The organism is Amycolatopsis sp. cmx-11-51, from assembly GCF_047608665.1.
GTDB lineage: Bacteria > Actinomycetota > Actinomycetes > Mycobacteriales > Pseudonocardiaceae > Amycolatopsis.
The window spans coordinates 207790-226632 of record NZ_JADNQO010000009.1; the positions used below are offsets into that span (position 1 = coordinate 207790).

Below are 18843 nucleotides of genomic sequence, written 5' to 3' on the forward strand. Positions count from 1 at the left end.
ACAGCCTGACACCGCGGGCGGCCGGAAGCCACCCGCGGTGCGAAGCGGTAAGAACCCTGTCAGAACAGCAGCGGCAGGAGCGCGTGGCGGCGCTTGAGGACGGCGCCGTACCGGGCGTCGATGCGCATCCACGAATCCGTCGCGGTGACCCGGACGACGTCGTCGGCGATCGACGAGTCCAGGAAGCCCATCCCGGACAACGCGAACAGGCACCGCATCTGGACCTTGATCTCCACCTCGCCACCGGTGACGGTGAGCACCGCCTGGTCCATCAGCGAAGCGGGCGGGTTGCCGTGCGGGCCGACGTTGTCACGGGCCAGCGTGACACCGCGGTCGGCCAGTTCGGAGAGCACCGTCGCCGGCAGTTCGTCCACCAGCTGCCAGCGTCCGGCGGCGGGCAGTTCGGAGTGCCACATCAGGTCGCGGGCCGGGCCCGGATCCATCCGTTCGCCGCCGGCGATGGTCAGCGCGGCGAGCAACTCGTTCCCGGACACCGTGACGTCCGACGGCGTGACGTCACCGGCGACGGCCCTGGTGGCGAGCACCTCGAACGGGGTCGTGCTCCACGCCTCGACGACGCCGTCACCACGCTGCCGCAGCCGCACCAGCGTGTTCTGGTCGAGCCGGACGGCCCTGGCCACGAACGCTCCGAGCGTTTCGCGGTCGCCCGCGTCCGGGATGACGAGCTCAGGCATCCGCGAACCCCTTCTCCAGGAAGGCGCGTTCGTCCTCGGTCAGGCGACGGGGCCGCTCCGACCCGGTGTCGAACGGCGCGAGCACCGTCTCCGCGGTGACCGCGACCTTGTCGACCTCGGCGGGCCCGGCGTGCACCTGGTAGCCGAGGGTGAAGCTGGCGTGCTTCAAGTCCTTCAACGAGATCTCCACCCGGATGTCCTGATCGGACACCACGATCGGCGAACGGTAATGGACGGCCAGCTTCACCACCACGATACCCTTGGGCAGTTCGGTGAGCCCGGCCCGGACGGCGTCCCCGAACAACAGGGGGATCCGCGCCTCTTCGAGCAGGGTCACCATGTTCGCGTGGTTGACGTGCCCGTAGACGTCCATATCCGACCAGCGCGGCCGGATCAGGGAAATGTAGCTCACTACCTCACCGTGCTCCGGATCTGCCTCGCCGCCACCGACAGCGTCGCCAGGTCGAGTTTGCCGAACTGGCTGATTTCGTCCAGGGCGACGCGGGCCCGCTGCAACCGCGAAGCGTTCGCCTTTTCCCAGTGCGCGATCTTCTCGTCCGGGCCGGTGCCCGAATCGCTGTGCTTCAACGCGTCCAGGGTGATCGCCCGCAGCGAGCCGTACACGTCGTCCCGCAGCGCGAGCCGCGCGAGGGCGTGCCAGCGGTTGCCGCGTTCCAAGCCGCTGATCGACGTCAGCATCTTGTCGACGCCGAGGTGGTCGGAGAGCGCGTAGTACAGGCTCGCGGTTTCCGACGGGGTGTGCACCGCGTCGATCCCCGCCTGCTGCTCGGCCATCTCCGCGACATCGGTGATGTCGAGCAGGCCGAAGGTGTGCAGCAGGAGTGCCACGCGCCCCGCCAGTTCCGCCGGGACACCCTTCCCCACCAGTCGCTCGGTGTTCGCGTCCACCGACTCGCACTCGACACCGCGAAGCAACTCGTGCGCCCGCGGGGCCAGCTCACCGACGACCCGGCCGAACCGGTTGATCTCGGCGAGCGGGGCCAGCGGCTGTGGCCGGTTGGTGAGGAACCAGCGGGCGGCGCGGTCGAGCAGCCTGCGGGTCTCCAGCATCATCTCGTCCGCGACCTCGGTCGGCACGATGTTGTCCAGCGTGTCGATCTGGGCCCACAGCGAGGGCAGGTCGTACACGTGGGTGACCACGGCGTACGCGCGGACGGCGTCGGTCGCCGTCGCGTTCATCTCCTCCATCAGGCGGAAGACGTAGGAGATCCCAGCGCCGTCGACCACCTCGTTGGCCACCATCGTCGTGATGATCTCGCGCTTCAGCGGGTGCTGGAAGATCGCGTCGCCGAAACGCTCCCGAAGCGGCTTCGGGAAGTACTCGGGCAGACGGCGCGAGAACACCTCCGAGTCCGGCAGTTCGCTCGCCAGCAACTCCTCTTTGAGATCGAGCTTGACGTGCGCGAGCAGCGTCGCCAGCTCCGGCGAGGTGAGGCCCTCGTTCGCCTTCTCCAGCGCGCGGAACTCCGCCGAACTCGGGAACGCTTCGAGCTTGCGGTCGAAGGCGCCCTTCGCGACCAGGGCCGCGACAAGCCTTTGGTGCACCGAGACCATCGGCCCGGCGTGCGCCTTGCTGACGCCGAGCACGGCGTTCTGCCGGTAGTTGTCGGCCAGCACCAGCTCGCCGACCTCGTCGGTCATCTGCTCCAGCAGCTCGTTGCGCTGCTCGGCCCCCAGCGATCCGGTCGAGACCAGGTGGTCCAGCAGGATCTTGATGTTGACCTCGTGGTCGGAGCAGTCGACGCCCGCCGAGTTGTCGAGCGCGTCGGTGTTGATCTTCCCGCCGGTGCGGGCGAACTCGATCCGGCCTAGCTGCGTCAGTCCCAGGTTCCCGCCCTCGCCGACGACCTTGACGCGGAGCTGGTTCCCGTTGACCCGCAAGGCGTCGTTGGCCTTGTCGCCCGCGTCCGCGTGGGTCTCGTTCTCGGCCTTGACGTAGGTGCCGATGCCGCCGTTCCACAGCAGTTCGACCGGCGACAGCAGGATCGCCTGCATGAGGTCGTGCGGGGCCAGCTTCGTGACGTCCTCACCGAGCCCGAGCGCTTCGCGGACCTGGGGGCTGACCGGGATCGTCTTCGCCGACCGCGAGTAGATTCCGCCGCCCTCACTGATCAGCGAGCGGTCGTAGTCCTCCCACGACGAACGCGGCAGGTCGAACAACCTGCGGCGCTCGGCGAACGAGGTCGCCGAATCCGGGTTCGGGTCGAGGAAGATGTGCAGGTGGTTGAAGGCGGCCACCAGCCGGATGTGCTCCGAGAGCAGCATTCCGTTGCCGAAGACGTCGCCCATCATGTCGCCGATGCCGACGACGGTGAAGTCCTCGGTCTGGGTGTCCTTGCCCAGCTCACGGAAGTTGCGCTTGACGCTTTCCCAAGCACCCTTCGCGGTGATGCCCATGGCCTTGTGGTCGTAGCCGACCGAGCCACCGGAGGCGAAGGCGTCGCCGAGCCAGAACCCGTAGTTCGCCGAGACCTCGTTCGCGATGTCGGAGAACTTCGCGGTGCCCTTGTCCGCCGCGACGACGAGGTAGCTGTCGTCGCCATCGTGGCGGACCACGCCCGGCGCCGGCACGGTCTTGCCCTCGACGCGGTTGTCGGTCACGTCCAGCAAGCCGGAGATGAACATCCGGTAGCAGGCGATGCCCTCGTTCAGCTGGGCGTCGCGGTCCAGGCCCGGGTCACCGGTGGCCGTCGGCGGCCGCTTCACGACGAAGCCACCCTTCGCGCCGACAGGCACGATGACCGCGTTCTTGACCGCCTGTGCCTTGACCAGGCCGAGGATCTCCGTACGGAAGTCCTCCCGGCGGTCGGACCACCGCAGGCCACCGCGCGCGACGTCACCGAAGCGCAGGTGCACACCCTCGATCCGGGGCGAGTACACGAAGATCTCGTACTTCGGCCGCGGTTCGGGCAGTTCGGGCACCGCGCTCGGGTCGAGCTTGAGCGCCAGGTACTGCCGGGAGTTCCCCTCCCCGTCGGTCACGTGGTAGTTCGTGCGCAGCGTGGCGAGGATGACCGCCATCAGCCGCCGCAGGATCCGGTCCTCGTCGAGGCTGGTCACCTCGTCGACCAGCTTGCCGATCTCGGCGGTGAGCTGGTCGGTTTGCGACGCGCGGACCTCGGTGCCGAGCGAAAGGTCGAAGCGGGACTCGAACAGCCGCACCAGCGCGGTGGCGATGTCGGTGTGCGCGAGGACGGTGTCCTCGATGTACTCCTGCGAGAACGGGATCTTCGTCTGGCGCAGATACCGCGAGTAGGCCCGCAGGATGACCGCCTGGCGCCAGGTGAGCCCGGCGCGCAGGACGAGACCGTTGAAGCCGTCGACCTCGCAGTCGCCACGCCAGGCGGCGTGGAACGCGTCCTGGAAGCGGGTCCGGAGGTCGTGGTCGGCGTGGTCGAGCACCTGCGGGTCGATGCGCAGGCCGAAGTCGTAGATCCAGGACCGGCCGCCGTCCTCGCGGCGCAGTTCGTACGGCCGTTCGTCGACGACCTCGACGCCCATCCGCTGCAGGACCGGGAGCACCTGCGAGAGCGTGACACCCTCGCCGCGCAGGTACAGCTTGAAGCGCCGCTCCCCCGGCTCGGCGTCGGCGGGCAGGTAGAACGACATCGAGAGGTCGCCCTCATCGGTCAGCGACTCCAGGGCACGGAGGTCCGCGAGCGCTTCGAGTGCGGAGAAGTCCTCCTTGTAGCCCTCGGGGAACACCGCGGCGAACCGCTGGCCTTGTTCGCCCGCGGACTCCTCGCCCAGCAGGCCGATCGCGACGCCGCTGTCTCCGGCGCGCTCTCGACGCTCGGCGAGGATCGCCTCGACCATCCTGTCGTCCCAGCCGCGGACGGCTTCGTTGAGCCGTTCCTGGATGCGCAGGGTGTCCGGCTCGGACCGCTGCGAGGGGTCGGTGTGCACGATGAAATGCACCTGCGCGAGCACGGTCTCCCCGATGCGCGCGCTGTATTCCAGTTGCGTGCCTTCGAGTTCGTCGAGCAGGACCTCCTGCATCGCGAGCCGCGAACGGGTCGTGTAGCGGTCGCGCGGGAGGTACACGAGGCAGGAGTAGAAACGGCCGTACGGGTCACGGCGCAGGAACAATCGCAGCCGTCGGCGATCCGACAGCGTGATCGCGCCGGTCGTCGTGGAGTACAGCGAGTCGGTGTCGGCCGAGAACAGGTCCGCGCGCGGCCAGTTCTGCAACACCTCGAGCATCCGCTGGCCGGAGAAGGACTCCATCGGGAAGCCCGCGCGGTGGATGACCTCGCGGACCCGGTTGCACACCACCGGGATGTCCAGCACGTTCTCGTGCAGGGCGGTGGTGGTGAACATGCCGAGGAAGCGGTGTTCGCCGGTGACGTTTCCCTTGTCGTCGAACGTTTTCACGCCGACGTAGTACGGGTACACCGGGCGGTGCACGGTGGACGGCGCGCTCGCCTGTGTCAGCACCAGCAGCGTCGGCGCGAGCGCGGACGCCGCCGTGTCGGGACCGGCGGTGAGGCTGCGCGCGGCCAGGCTGTCCTGGCGCAGCACGCCCAGTCCGGTCGCGAGCACCGCGCGCAGGGCGGGCTCGTCGCTGTCCGGATGAGGGCTGTCGATCAGTTCGTAGCGGCGGTAGCCGAGGAAGGTGAAGTGACCGTCGGCGAGCCAGCGCAACAGCCGCGCGCCCTCGGCGACCTCACGCGTGGACAGCTTCGGCGGGTCCGCGTCCAGCTGGTCGGCGAGACGACGTGCCGTCTCCGCCATCTTGTCGGTGTCCTCGACCACCTCGCGCACGTCGCCCAGCACCGACGAGAGCCGGTTGTCCAGCTCGCGGGCGCGGTTCGGGTCCGTCACCAGGTCGATCTCGATGTACATCCACGACTCGGCCGCCGAATTCGGCGGCGGCTCCGCCGGATCGGCGTCCGGGTGGACCGCCAGCAACTCGCCGGTCAGATCGCGGCTGACCACGACGATCGGGTGCACGATGCGCTGCACCTGCACCCCGTCACGGGCGAACTCGGCCGCGACGGAATCCACGAGGTAAGGCATGTCGTCCGTGACGACCTGCACGACGGTGGCCTCACGCGTCCAGCCGTCTTCCGGGCCCGTCGGGTTCAGCAGGCGCACCGCTGGACGGCCGGGCATCCGGTCCTTGGCCAGCTGCAGGTGCGAACGAACGGCGCCGACGAGGTCGACCGGGTCGTCACCGAGGATCTCTTCAGCGGGGATGTGCCGGTAGTACAGGCGGATCAGGTCGCCGATCTCCGGGGCATACGCCGCGGCGGCGTCGATCAGGTCGTCCCGGATCTGCTCCGGGTTCGCCGACCGGCGCCGGGCGCCCTCTTCGGTGCCGACATCTTTTCCGGGCGGGGACGAGACTCCCGTCGAGCTCATTTGAGGCAACTCTCCACTGTAGCGAGATTGACACCGCGACCGGCACGCCTGGCGTACCGGACCAGACCCAACCTACAGCTCCGGACAGTCGGCTCCACAAGGCCGGGTCATTCCCGCCCGGCGAAGATTTCCCTGCTCAGATACCGGAATCGCCGTGATCGGTTCAGCTACTGACGGGTCACATAAGCGGTCTGTCCGGCCCTGCCCAAGTCCTGCCGCACCGGGGGTGACCAGCACCCCTTGCCGATCGGACGAACGACAGGCGGCCTCATCCGGTCGACTGAATCGTTTAAGCCGGGCTCGGGCTTCTTCCAGCCCCGCAGCAGGGGACCTTTGCTCTCGCGCGGTCAGTCGCTCCCGTTGGCGCGGTGCCGGTCGCGGCCGTTGACCGGACGCTTTCCCGAGTCCTGGGACCCGAGTTGTTTCACGAGCGCGGCGGCACTCGCGGTCCCCGCCTGATGCTCGGCGAGCGCGCGGGCTAGCAGGTCGGCGAGACCGGCGTCCGGCGGAGGCTCGTCCTCCGCGATCGCGCGGGCGTAGCTTTCCGGGAACGGCGTGATGGGCCGCCAAGAACCGGTGTCGGTCAAGGGGTCCAGCGCCGGCGGCATCCGCAGGCGTGGCAGCCACGGATCCGCGACCTCGTCCTTGGCACCCTGCCGAGTGCTTTCCCGGGTGTCTTCCGGAGGCGCACCGCCGAACGACGGCGCCGGGTCCTCCCGGGGCGGCGGCGCGAGCGGGACGGCGGGTTCGGCGTACTCCACCGGAGGCTGCTCCCGGCGGCCGCGTCCGGTATCGGCGGGTTCCTCGGCGACGGGCTCGGGGTGCACGGGATCCGCGCCGCTGTCCGCGCGGCGACGGCCACCACCGTGCCCGCCGGTGCTGGAGATCCCGAGTCGGTCCAGCACCGATCTCGCCGCCACGGAACCGTGTTCGGCGTCGTGCCTGGTCGTGCGCGAAACGGGCGCGGCGGACCGGCGGACACGCTCCTCGGCGGCCCATTCGTCGCTCTCCCACAACGGGGCGGCGGTCCCCGGCGGACGCGGCGGTTCGGCCTCCGCCGCGATCCGCGGCCGGGGTTCGGCGGCGGGTTCGGGAGCCAGAAGCAGTTCCGGGACCACGGGTTCCGGTTCCTCGTACCGGACGGGTACCTCGGATCGCCGCCGCCGCGCGGCCGGGACCGGTGTCTCGGGCCAGGCGACCGTGGGATCGGCAGCGACCGTCTCGCGGGCGACGGTCTCACGAGCGGCGGGCACCTCCGGACGGCTGCGGCGCCCGGGCTCCGGCTCGGGACGCGATACCGGCTCAGGGCGTGGCGCCGGTTCCGGGGGCGGCGGCATCAGTTTCGGTACGACGGGTTCGATCTTGGGCTCGAACCTGATCGCCGCCTTGGGTTGCTGAGGCTTCTTCGGCACCCGGCGACGCCAGTCGCTGGCTGACGCCGCAGATTCACGAGACGTCTCAGGGCGCGGCGGCGGCTTCAACACTGGCGCTTCCGTCTTTTCGGCGGCAGGCGCCACGGAAGGTTCCGCCGGACGCGGAGGTACGGCAGGACGCGGAGGCTCGACCGGCGTGTTCCGCACCGGCGCGGGCTCCGGCTGCCTGTGCTGCCGCACCGGCCGCGGCGGTTCACGACGAACCGGAGGCTCGGCCGCGGCCCGTTTCGAGGGCGCGACGTCGATCGGCGCCATCACCGCGGTCACCTCCGCCGGAACCGGCGCGGGTGCCGCGGCGACGGACGGCCGCGCGGCGACGGCCCGCAGGACGTCGTCGAGGTCGACCGCGGCGTTCTCGGCCGCGCCGAACTCGCCGAGCAGGACGTTGCACGCCTGCCTGCGCGCGCGGGCGTGCAGATGCTCGGCGGCACGCGAACGGTGCAGGCAGCCGATGGCCTCCTCGGCCCGGCCGAGCCGTTCCTCGATCTGCGCGAGTTCCAGCCACAGCCGTGCCGTGACGGCGTGCAGGTTGTGGTCCTCGGCCCCGGCGACCGCTTCGCGCACGAGCGTGCCCGCGGCTTCCCCGGATCCCGCTGGCAGCAGGACACGGGTGGCCACCGCCAGCCGCAGCCATGCGGCAGGCGAGACCCCGGCTGCGCGAACGGGCGCGGCGAGGATCGGCTGCGCGGCCTCCATCGCCATCTCCGTGTCGCCCCGGTCCAGCAACGTGCAGACGAGTTGCAGGATCAGCCGGATCCGGACGAGACCTCCGTCGTCGTCGGGGTTTCCGAGCTTTTCGAGCATGCCCAGTCCGGTCCGCGCGGCGTCGGCCGCCGACGTCAGATCTCCGTGACGACGACGGTGCGCCGACACCCCGACCCGCAGCAACGCGCGGGTCAGCAGCTGTGAATCCGCCGTTATCGAGCCGTCGCCGAGCACGAGTTTGTCCGCCTCGGCAAGCACCCGGTCGAGTTCCGCCTTGCGGCCGAACTGCGCCAGGCAGCCGACGAGGTGACACATCGCTTCGGCCCGGTGCGCCGGTGAGACCGACGGATCCACCAGCAGCGGACGCAGCGCGGCCAGCCCGGTCAGCGGGATGCCCACGCTGCGCGCGCAGACCGCGAGGTCGATCCTCAGCCGAGCGGCGATGTCGCCGTAACCCGCGTGCTCGGCGGCGCGCAGGGCGGCCACCGCCCGGCCGACCGTCCGAGGACGGCCACCGAGCCGCACCCGAGCGGTCACGACCAGGCTCTCCGCGCGGATCCACTGCTCGTCGGCACCGGCCGCCTCGGCGAGCGCGGCCGCGCGCTCCCCGAGGACCAGGGCGAGTTCGGGCGCCCTCAGGTGCAGGGCGTCCGCTCGTTCGATCAGCCTGCCGACAGCGGACAGGGTTCCCCCGGTGACAGCCGTCCGCCCACCCACCATGGTGGTGGGCGAGCCCGGCCGTTGGCGCTTGCTGGCTTCCACGGGGAACCCCCGGCCCTCAGTCGCGGGTCAGCTTGCGATGGGTGACGCGGTGCGGCCGAGCCGCCTCGGCACCGAGACGTTCGATCTTGTTCTTCTCGTAGCCCTCGAAGTTACCTTCGAACCAGAACCATTGCGAGGGGTTCTCGTCGGTGCCTTCCCAGGCGAGAATGTGCGTCGCGACCCGGTCGAGGAACCACCGGTCGTGCGAGATGACCACGGCGCAGCCGGGGAACTGTTCGAGGGCGTTCTCCAGCGAGCCAAGGGTCTCGACGTCCAGGTCGTTCGTCGGCTCGTCGAGCAGGATCAGGTTCCCGCCCTGCTTGAGGGTCAGCGCCAGGTTCAGCCGGTTGCGCTCACCGCCGGAGAGCACTCCCGCCGGTTTCTGCTGGTCCGGGCCCTTGAAGCCGAACGCGCTGACGTAGGCACGCGAGGGCATTTCGGTCTGCCCGACGTGGATGTAGTCCAGCTTGTCCGAAACCACCTCCCATACCGTCTTCTTCGGGTCGATCCCGCCACGGTTCTGGTCCACATAGGACAGTTTGACCGTCTCGCCGATCTTGACCTGGCCGTCGTCCGGCTCCTCGAGCCCGACGATCGTCTTGAACAGGGTCGTCTTGCCGACACCGTTCGGCCCGATCACGCCGACGATGCCGTTACGCGGCAGGTCGAACGACAGGCCGTCGATCAGCACACGGTCGTCGAAACCCTTGCGCAGCTTCTCGACCTCGACGACCACGCTGCCCAACCGGGGCCCCGGCGGGATCTGGATCTCCTCGAAGTCAAGCTTGCGGTACTTGTCCGCCTCCGCGGCCATCTCCTCGTAGCGGTCGAGCCGGGACCGCGACTTGGTCTGGCGCGCCTTGGCGTTCGACCGGACCCATTCGAGCTCGGACTTCAGTCGCTTGGCGAGCTTGGCGTCCTTCTTGCCCTGGATGGCGAGACGCTCGCCCTTCTTCTCCAGGTACGTCGAGTAGTTGCCCTCGTAGCCGACGACGTGGCCACGGTCGAGCTCCATGATCCACTGCGCGACGTTGTCCAGGAAGTACCGGTCGTGGGTGACGGCGAGGACGGCACCGGCGTAGTTCGCGAGGAACTGTTCCAGCCACAGCACGCTTTCGGCGTCCAGATGGTTGGTTGGCTCGTCGAGGAGCAGCAGGTCGGGCGCGGACAGGAGCAGCTTGCACAGCGCGACCCGGCGGCGCTCACCACCGGAGAGGTGCGTGACCGGCTCTTCCGGCGGCGGGCAGCGCAGAGCGTCCATCGCCTGCTCCACCGCGGAGTCGATCTCCCACGCGTCGGCGTGGTCGAGGTCCTCCTGGAGCTTGCCCATCTCCTCCATCAGCTCGTCGCTGTAGTCGGTCGCCATCAGCTCGGCGACCTCGTTGAAGCGGTTGAGCTTGACCTTGATGTCACCAAGGCCCTCTTCGACGTTCTCGCGGACGGTCTTTTCCTCGTTGAGCTCCGGCTCCTGCATGAGGATGCCGACGCTGGCGCCAGGCTGGAGGAAGGCTTCGCCGTTGCTGGCCTGCTCGATCCCCGCCATGATCTTCAGAACGGTGGACTTACCCGCGCCGTTCGGCCCCACCACGCCGATCTTGGCGCCGGGGTAGAACGCGGTGCTGACGTCGTCGAGGATGACCTTGTCCCCGACGGTCTTGCGCACCTTCTTCATGGTGTAGATGAACTCGGCCATATAAGCGATCGTAGAGCGAGCCGATCGCGGCCTTGACGGCGGTCACCACCGAACTACCGACAGTCAGCCCGATATCACTGAGTGAGCATCGGAATTCTCAAGCCACGGGTGCGTCCTCCAGCGCGGTGACCATGGGATTCCCGGCTGGCGGCGGCGGTAGCGGGATCGCCCTGGGCCGGTCACGCCCGATCCGCCGGATCTCGGCCGAGCAGCGCGCGAGGTTGGGGCCGATGGAGAAGGCCTCAAGCTCAGGTAGACCGAGAGGTGCCGGGATCTCCTCCGCGGTCTCGGCACCACGCAGCCGTCCGGCCACGATCACCGGATCACCTTTGCTCAGGCAGGAAAAGGCCGCCATCGCCAGCTTCCGCCAGCAGGTGACCTTGACCGCGAGCTGCCGTCCCTCACCCCACTCCCCCCTTTCCTTGTCGTACCGGCGTTCGACACTCCGCAAGCCGAACGACACGACATCGTGCCCGTGAATCCGTTCCGGATGGTGGACCGGTTCGCTGGTCAGGTTGCCGATCATGGTCACCCACGTTTCGCCCATCGCCATCACACTCGCCTTTCTCCTCGGTGTTTCCCTTGATCACAGACTGCCTCGAATCAAGGACCGGCAAAGGGCGTGAACGGGATCTGTGGACAACTCCGGGCAGGGCGGGCTTCCTGTGGACAACTCGGGCGGAAGTCGCCGACTGGGCGGGGACTTGTGATAGGCCGCGCTTGGGGGCCGAGGGGAGCATTACCGCGCTGTTCGCGGCCGCTGCCCCCAATGCCACATTGGAGACGCTCAGTGTCCCCATTGCCGCATTGGGACATCGGCCCGCAGTGTGCGATACCCGGGGGTCGCCGTCCCGACGCCTGGGTGAAGGCTCCCTTCACTGCCTCAGACGCGGCGAAGGGAGCCTTCACCCGCAACCGGCCCGCCCACGAACACGCCACCGTCGCCTACTTCTCAGACTCCAAGTCACCAGTCCCGACCGACTTGGTACCGACGCCCTGCACGTGAAGGGCGAGTTTCCTCGGCTGAGCCGAGGTGGTTGGCGGGATGGCTGAGACCTGAAGCGACGTTCCTGGACGGGTGAGGGGAACTTCGAGGGACTCTGGGTCCCTTAAGGAGTCCTTCACGGACTTCACCGGTCAAGAGCCCTGCCCCGGCCCCTGGCCCCGATCCGCGAGGTTCTTCAGCATCGCGTTGTAGGCGTTCAGATCCGCGTCCCCCGAGGCGTCCTCGCGGCGGTCCCGGCGTCGAGCCTCCCGCTCGTCCTGCCGCGCCCACTGCACCAGCAGCGCGACGAGTACCAGCAGGACCGGCACCTCACCGGACGCCCACGCGATCCCGCCCCCGAGCCGCTGGTCGGTCAGCAGATCGGTGACCCACGGCAGCTTCAGCGACCGGTAGAAGTCCTGGCCGAGCACGGTCTGCATGCTCATCAGCGCGATCCCGAAGAACGCGTGGAACGGCATGGCGGCGAACATCATCCCCAGCCGTCCCAGCGGCGGGAGCCGTCGTGGCGCGGGGTCGACACCGATCACCGGCCAGTAGAAGACGTATCCGGCGAGCAGGAAATGCGCGTTCATCGCCAGATGCGCCCAGTGGTAGTTCAGCGCGGAGTCGAACAGTCCCGAGAAGTACAGGCCGTAGAAAGAACCGACAAACAGCAGCAGCGCGACGATCGGATGGGTCAGGAACCGCGAAAGCGGCGAGTGCACGAAGGCGAGCAGCCATTCACGCGGTCCGGGCGGGGCTTCCTTACCGGCTGCGGGTAGCGCGCGCAGCGCGAGCGTCACGGGTCCGCCGAGTACGAACAGCACCGGCGCCACCATGGACAGCAGCATGTGGTTGCCCATGTGCACGCTGAACATCGCGGGCGCGTACCGCCCGACGCCGGACGACGTCGCGATCAGCAGCACGAAACAGCCCGCGAGCCACGCGACGGTCCGGCCGGTGGCCCAGGTGTCGCCGCGGCGCCGCAGCCGCCGGACGCCGGCGAGGTACAGCCCGGCGAGAACGATCGCGAGAGTGCCGTAGACGAGGTCGAACCGCCAGTCCGTGAGCAGCCGGAAGACGGTCGGCGGACCGGAAAGGTCGTAGCCGATCAGCAGTTCCGTCGTCGATGGCTGGGTGAACGATTCCTGCGGCGGAGGGGTTTTCGCGAGCCCGGTCGCGATGCCGATCGTGATGAACATGATCAGCACCTCGACCGCGGCGAGCCGCAGCAACTGCCCGCCACCCGCGCCGTTCACCAGCCCGGCCACGCCCTTTTGCCGTTGCTGATGCCCGAAGACGCCGAGCAGCAGCAAAGCCACGATCTTCGCGACCACGAGGAGGCCGTAGTCGGTGGTGAACAGGTCGGCGATCCTGATCCGCACCAGCGCGTTGACGAGGCCGGAGAGCGCCATCACGATCCAGCAGATTAGTGCCAGCTTGGAGAACCGGGTCGCGGCGAGCTCGAGGTTCTCGCCGCGGCGCCAGCCGAGCGCGAGCAGCGCCACCAGGCCGCCGACCCACAGCGCGGCGGCGACCAGGTGGTACAGCAGGCTGTTGGTCGCCATGTCGTGCGAGCCGCCGCTCGCGGAATGCCCGGTGACCGCGACGGGGATCAGGCCTCCGACGGACAGGAAGAAGACCACCGTCGTCCAGCCCCAGGTCAGCGCGAGACGGCAGCCGAGTGCGACCAGCAGCGCGATCAGCGCGGTGAACAGCCACGCCTTGGGCTGCTCGATGGCGTCCACGAGGTCGATCAGCACCTGCGGCGAAAGCACCTCGGAGAACGGGCGACCCGCGCCGTCGGCCGCGGAGAAGAAGATCGACGCGGCGGCGGCGAAGAACCAGACCCAGGCGGCGGCGCCCGCGACGCGGATGGCCGAGTAGCCGTCCGCCGCGAGCGTGCCGGACTTCTGCGGCGGGACGAGGAACGCGGCGAGCAGCAGTGAACCCACGCACAGCACCGAAGCCGCCTCGGCCAGCACCCGGACGACGGTGATGCCGTAGCGCGTCACCAGCCCCGGATCCGGCAGGCCTGCGATGACGTAACCGGCGCCGCCGGTCAGCGCGACCAGGCCGACGGCCACCACCGCGGCCAGGAGCGCCCCGATCGACACCAGCGGCAGGACACCGGCCTTCCGCGCGGGTGGGGCCGGTTTCGTCTCGGGGTCTGAAGGCACGTCACGAGGGTAAGCCGGGCGCGCAAGGGGCAAGATGGCGGCGTGCGGATCATCCTGTTGAGGCACGCCGAGTCGCTCGGCAACGTCGACGAACTCGCTTACACCCGGATCCCCGACCACTCCCTCCCCCTGACCGACGCCGGCCGCGAGCAGGCTCGGCGGGCTGGCCCGGAGCTCAGGGACCTCCTCGACGGCGAGCGCCCGGCGGTCTACGTCAGCCCCTATCTGCGGACGCGGGAAACGTTGCGACTACTGGACATCCGTGACGTCTGCGAGCGGATCGTGCCGGAGCCGAGGCTGCGGGAACAGGACTGGGGCAACCTCCAGGACCCGCTGGGGCAGGAGGTCCAGAAGCAACGCCGTCACGAGTTCGGGCACTTCTTCTACCGGCTCCCGTTCGGCGAGTCCGGCGCGGACGTGGACGACCGGGTCGCGGCCTTCCTCAGCGAGCTGGCGGCCTGCGGCGAACATCACCCCAAGACCGTGCTGGTCGTCTCGCACGGCCTGACGATCCGGTTGCTGTGCCGCCGTCTCTTCGGCTGGAGCATCGAGCTGTTCGAGTCCCTGTCCAACCCGTCGACCTGCGAATATCGCGTCGTCGAACGCAAGGATGACGAATGGACGCTGGACCGGCCGTTCCGCCAATGGCGGGACTCACCCGACGGGGACACGCAGGATTGATGGAGCGAGGAGCACCACTCTCGTCCCCAAACCCGGGCTGGATTCGATCCGCGCGAAGCCACCGATTTCCGCCATCCGCGCGATGATCGAGTTCTCGAGCCCGAACCCGTGCCGCCGGTCGCCGACGTCGAAACCGGCGCCGTGATCGCGCACCGTCAGGGAAACCCCGCCGCCGATCTCTTCGACGCTGACGACGGCCCGTCTGGTCCCGGAGTGCTTCAGTGTGTTGCGCAAGGCTTCCCTCGCCGCGTCGTGCAGGGCCATGGCGGATTCCTCCGCGAGTGCCGGACCACAGTCGTCCTGGATGACGACCTCGGCTCGCAGGCCTTCAAGGGCCATTTCGGCGGCGAGCAGCCGTAGTCGCTGATGCAGTCCGACCGGCTCCGCCGGTTCGTGCTCGAGACTGATCCGGAGGCGCAGCGCCTGGGCGCGGGCGGTGCGGCGAACCCGGTCGAGGCTGGCCGCCGGGTCGAGTTCGTCGGCAGGCGCGGGGATCGCGAACGACTCCATCACCTGAAGGACGGTGTCATGGACGTCGCGGCGGTGCCGTTCGCGTTCCGCCGCCCGGCCCTGCTGCTCCCCGAACCCGAGCGCGAACCGCATCGACGCGCCGACCAGGCCGACGATCGCGAGCGACGCCACCAGCGCGGTCGCGAGAGTGAGGAAGAGACCGAGCGAGGAGGCCGGGTCCAGCACGGCGTGCAGAACCACTCCGCCGCCGACGACCAGCGATCCCGCCAGCGCGCCGCGCAGCAGGGTCCAGATCATCACCGTGCCCATCAGATGGGTCCAGATGATCGACGTGATCGCGATGTCCTGCGCGATCAGCGCGGCACCCAGGGTCAGGAGCACGGCGACCCCGGCGTCGGCCACCGGTACGAGGCGCGTACCAGCGGGATCGCGGGCGGACAAGCGGAAGATCCAGGCGGCTTCGGCGACGTTCGGCACCAGGTACAGCACCGCGAAAGTCCACAGCACCGACGGACCGCCGAAGCCCGCCGCCCACAGCGCCTGCACGAGCATCACCAGCCGGAACACCACCGGGACCAGCACGAGCCGGGGCAACGCGGTCTGCACCAGCCGCGCCGGGATCCCGGGAACCTGGTGACGACCGGTCAGGACCCCTACGCCGCCCCCGAGCATCAGCACCCTCACGCCGCCCCTCCCCGGATCAGCCATCCTGAAACAGCGAGCGAGTCGCATTCATTTCAGTTTACGAGCAATCAGCTTGCCCGCGTCCTGGCGAGGATGTCAACGGGCGACGGGTTCGGACATCTCCTCTCGTTTCGCCGCCCGCGCCGCGGCCAGCGCGGACGGCACGATCAGCGCGGCGGTCAAGCCGACGAACAAGAACGACACCGAAAACGACGTCACCTGCGCGATTCCGCCGATCAGCGGCGGCCCGGCGAGGAAGCCGGTGTAGGCGATCGCGGTGACGAAGGCCAGCTCCCGCTCTCCGCCGGTGCCGTCGGCGCGTTTGCCGGACGCCCCCGCGAGGCTCAACGCGATCGGGAAGGCCGCGGCCAGCCCGGCTCCCGCCAACGCGAAGCCGACGAATCCGAACACAGGCTGGCGAGCCAGCGCGGCGAGCACGAGTCCGGCCGCGGCGACGCCGGCGCCCACCGCCAGCGCGCGAGTCGCGCCGAAGCGGCGCTGAAGCCAAGCGCCCGCGAGCCTGGCGAGCGCCATGGCCAGGGCGAAACCGGAGTAGGCGAAGGCCGCGGCGCCGTCGCCGACGCCGTGCACGGATGTCATCAGCAGGGCGGACCAGTCCGAACTCGCGCCTTCCGCGATCGCCGAGAACAGCGCGATGGCGGCGAGCAGCCAGAGGACGGGACGTTTGATCGGCGGTACCCGCGGCTTCTCGACGGGTCCGGCGTGTGCGGGCCGCGCGCCAGGCACGGCCGCGACGACGAAGGCGAGCACCACCAGCGCCGCCAACGCGGCAATGGTGAGATGGCGACCCGGCGACCACTGGTGCGAAGCGGCGAAACCGGCGGCGACGGAGCCCGCCAGCGCTCCGAAGCTGAACCCGGCATGCAGGATCGGCATGATGGCCCGCCCTGACCGACGCTCCACCTCGACGCCCGCGACGTTCATCGCGACGTCCAGCGCGCCGACGCTCGCGCCGAGGACGAACAGCGCCCCGGCGAGCAGGATGACCGACGTCGAGAAGCCGATCATCGGCAACGCGGCGCAGGCGATGATCGTGCTGCCCGCGACCACCGCGCGGGCACCGTGCCGCTCGATCAGCCGCCCCGAAACCGAGGCCGCGATCAACATACCGACGGCGGCACCCAGCAGGGCCAGGCCGAAAACACCCGGTGAGGCGTTCACTCTTTCCGACAGCGCCGGAGTCCGCGGCGCCCAGGAGCCGAGCGCGGCCCCGTTGAGCGCGAACACGACGAAAACGGCCGTACGGTCACGCATAAACCCCAGTCTCCTTCCGAACCTTGTTTCCCCAGAATGACTTAAGCGCTTCAGAAAGTCTACCGGTTCCGCCCGGGACTAGACTGCGGCGGTGACCACGACGCGACGGCGTAGGCCGACGTTGGACGATGTCGCCGACGCCGTCGGGGTATCGCGGGCGACCGTCTCCAACGCCTACAACCGGCCCGATCAGCTGTCCGCCCAACTGCGCGAAGAGGTGCTGCGCGCGGCGAAGAAAATCGGGTACGCGGGCCCGAACCCGACGGCGCGCAGCCTGGCGACGAGCCGCACCGGCGCGATCGCCGTCCTGCTCGACACGAACCTTTCGACGGCCTTCTCGGACCCAGCGCTGTCGCTCACCCTCGACGCGCTCTCGACCGTCGTCGACCCCGAGGGCCACGCCCTCTTGCTGCTTCCCGGCGACGGCGAGAGCGGCGGCCCGCGCGCGGAGCGGATCCTGACCGCGCAAGCCGACATCGCGGTGGCGTATTCGCTGGCCGACGGGGCGCCGGCGCTGAGCGCGGTCCGTGACCGTGGCATGCCGCTGGTGGTGATCGACCAGCCGCATATCCGCGGTTCGGCCAGGATCGGGGTGGCGGACCGTGCGGGGGCGGCCGCGGCGGCCCGGCACCTGCTCGACCTCGGGCACCGGCGGATCGGGATCTTCTCGGCGCAGTGCCTCTCGGCGCCACGCGGCGGCGAACTGAGCGCGGCGGAGGCCGGGAACGGCCGGTTCCACGACAACCGCGAGCGGGTGGCGGGCTACCTGGAGACGCTGGCCGAGGCGGGTGTCCCGGTGGCGGACGTGCCGATCTGGGAGGCGTCCGGACTCTCGGTCGAGGAAGCCCTTCCAAGCGCTTTCGGACTGCTCGACCGGCAGCCACGTCCGACCGCGCTGTTGTGCATGTCGGATCTGCTGGCACTGGCGGCGATCTCGGCGGCGAGAAACCTCGGGCTGTCCGTTCCTGGCGATCTTTCCGTTGTGGGTTTCGACGACGTCCCGCCCGCCCGGTGGTCCGAACCACCGCTGACGACGGTCCGGCAGGACCTCGCCGCCAAGGGGCGGGCGGCAGGCGACCTGGTCCTGACCCTGCTGCGCGGGGAAAAGACGCCCGCGCCCGCCGAGATCCCCACCGAACTGGTCGTCCGCGAGTCGACCGCGCCCGCCTAGCAGCTGATTTCGGCAAGCGCAATGCGGTCTCGGTGATCTGTGGACAACTAGCCCCGATCGAGCGGCGCACAACTACTTATCCACAACAGTAGAAATGCGGGCTGACAAAGCCTTCCCGCCGGGTCATCGTGGAATCACACATTCACCGACGGCGATCGAGCCGCCGATCCACGGGGGAGAACCCAGCCATGCAACGACGTTTGACGAACCTGCGCGCACGCCTCCCGCAGGTACTCCTGCTGACCATGCTCGGCCTGCTGACCAGTACCGGAGTCGCGAGCGCCACCACCGCGCCGCCCGCACCCGACTGTCAGAAGGGCGAGTTCTGCGTCTGGAGCGAAGAATCATTCAGCGGCACCGTGCACGAATTCGACCTGCGAACCGCCAATCCCGAGGAATGCATTCCCCTGCCCGCAGGATTCGACGGACATTCGTTCGTGAACCGGTTGAGCAGGGACGTCACGATTTATCAGAGTGAAGAATGCACGACCGAAGGAGATTTTATCACCTATCCGGGTGGCGGCACCTACGTACCGCAGGGACCGTTCGTGATTCGCGCCCTCAAGATCTGGGATTGACCACCCCGGCGGTTCGTGCCGGTCGCTCGCCGAAGAGTCGACTCGCGACCTGCACGAACCCAGGGGCCGCTCCCCCGAAGCGGCCCCGGCCCGTGGGCGCGTCACCCCGCGTCGTGACGCGCTCACGGGCGTTCCGAAAAACAGT

At 69.3% G+C, this 18843-nt stretch carries 12 protein-coding genes; 3 read left to right on the forward strand and 9 right to left on the reverse strand.

Annotated features, from left to right (window positions below):
• Window positions 1-59: 59 nt before the first annotated feature.
• The 7 genes from ACM6LU_RS27415 to ACM6LU_RS27445 all read right to left on the reverse strand — a co-directional run bounded on the left by ACM6LU_RS27415 (window position 60) and on the right by ACM6LU_RS27445 (window position 13838).
• Window positions 60-695 (reverse strand): hypothetical protein, encoded by a 636-nt coding sequence (locus ACM6LU_RS27415; RefSeq protein ID WP_414940635.1) that lies wholly within the window; start codon window positions 693-695, stop codon window positions 60-62.
• A complete protein-coding gene (locus tag ACM6LU_RS27420) occupies window positions 688-1107 on the reverse strand; it encodes an acyl-CoA thioesterase (protein WP_414940636.1) in 420 nt (139 codons plus the stop codon). The genes ACM6LU_RS27415 and ACM6LU_RS27420 overlap by 8 nt, the downstream gene beginning before the upstream one ends.
• Complete coding sequence (locus ACM6LU_RS27425) at window positions 1107-6080, reverse strand: NAD-glutamate dehydrogenase (RefSeq protein ID WP_414940637.1); 4974 nt, start codon at window positions 6078-6080, stop codon at window positions 1107-1109. The genes ACM6LU_RS27420 and ACM6LU_RS27425 overlap by 1 nt, the downstream gene beginning before the upstream one ends.
• A 347-nt stretch (window positions 6081-6427) precedes the next feature.
• A complete protein-coding gene (locus ACM6LU_RS27430) occupies window positions 6428-8980 on the reverse strand; it encodes a hypothetical protein (RefSeq protein WP_414940638.1) in 2553 nt (850 codons plus the stop codon).
• A 16-nt stretch (window positions 8981-8996) separates the two neighbouring features.
• Window positions 8997-10673: an energy-dependent translational throttle protein EttA gene (gene ettA / locus ACM6LU_RS27435; protein ID WP_414940639.1), complete on the reverse strand. Its 1677-nt coding sequence runs from the start codon at window positions 10671-10673 to the stop codon at window positions 8997-8999.
• A 97-nt stretch (window positions 10674-10770) separates the two neighbouring features.
• Complete coding sequence (locus tag ACM6LU_RS27440) at window positions 10771-11220, reverse strand: single-stranded DNA-binding protein (protein WP_414940640.1); 450 nt, start codon at window positions 11218-11220, stop codon at window positions 10771-10773.
• Window positions 11221-11810: 590 nt separating this feature from the next.
• Window positions 11811-13838: a cytochrome c oxidase assembly protein gene (locus ACM6LU_RS27445; RefSeq protein WP_414940641.1), complete on the reverse strand. Its 2028-nt coding sequence runs from the start codon at window positions 13836-13838 to the stop codon at window positions 11811-11813.
• 42 nt (window positions 13839-13880) lie between these two features.
• Between ACM6LU_RS27445 and ACM6LU_RS27450 the strand changes: the two genes are divergently transcribed.
• Window positions 13881-14519 (forward strand): histidine phosphatase family protein, encoded by a 639-nt coding sequence (locus tag ACM6LU_RS27450; protein WP_414940642.1) that lies wholly within the window; start codon window positions 13881-13883, stop codon window positions 14517-14519.
• Here ACM6LU_RS27450 and ACM6LU_RS27455 read toward each other — a convergent pair.
• Window positions 14493-15668, reverse strand: a complete 1176-nt coding sequence (locus tag ACM6LU_RS27455) for a sensor histidine kinase (protein WP_414940706.1) — start codon at window positions 15666-15668, stop codon at window positions 14493-14495. The two genes, ACM6LU_RS27450 and ACM6LU_RS27455, sit on opposite strands and share 27 nt — an antisense overlap.
• A gap of 102 nt (window positions 15669-15770) precedes the next feature.
• Window positions 15771-16949, reverse strand: a complete 1179-nt coding sequence (locus ACM6LU_RS27460) for an MFS transporter (protein WP_414940643.1) — start codon at window positions 16947-16949, stop codon at window positions 15771-15773.
• Between the two features lie 121 nt (window positions 16950-17070).
• Here ACM6LU_RS27460 and ACM6LU_RS27465 point away from each other — a divergent pair, with 121 nt between their 5' ends.
• Both ACM6LU_RS27465 and ACM6LU_RS27470 read left to right on the forward strand, forming a co-directional pair.
• On the forward strand, window positions 17071-18120 hold the full coding sequence (locus ACM6LU_RS27465; protein ID WP_414940707.1) for a LacI family DNA-binding transcriptional regulator: 1050 nt from the start codon (window positions 17071-17073) through the stop codon (window positions 18118-18120).
• A 188-nt stretch (window positions 18121-18308) separates the two neighbouring features.
• Window positions 18309-18698: a peptidase inhibitor family I36 protein gene (locus ACM6LU_RS27470; RefSeq protein WP_414940644.1), complete on the forward strand. Its 390-nt coding sequence runs from the start codon at window positions 18309-18311 to the stop codon at window positions 18696-18698.
• Window positions 18699-18843: the final 145 nt, after the last annotated feature.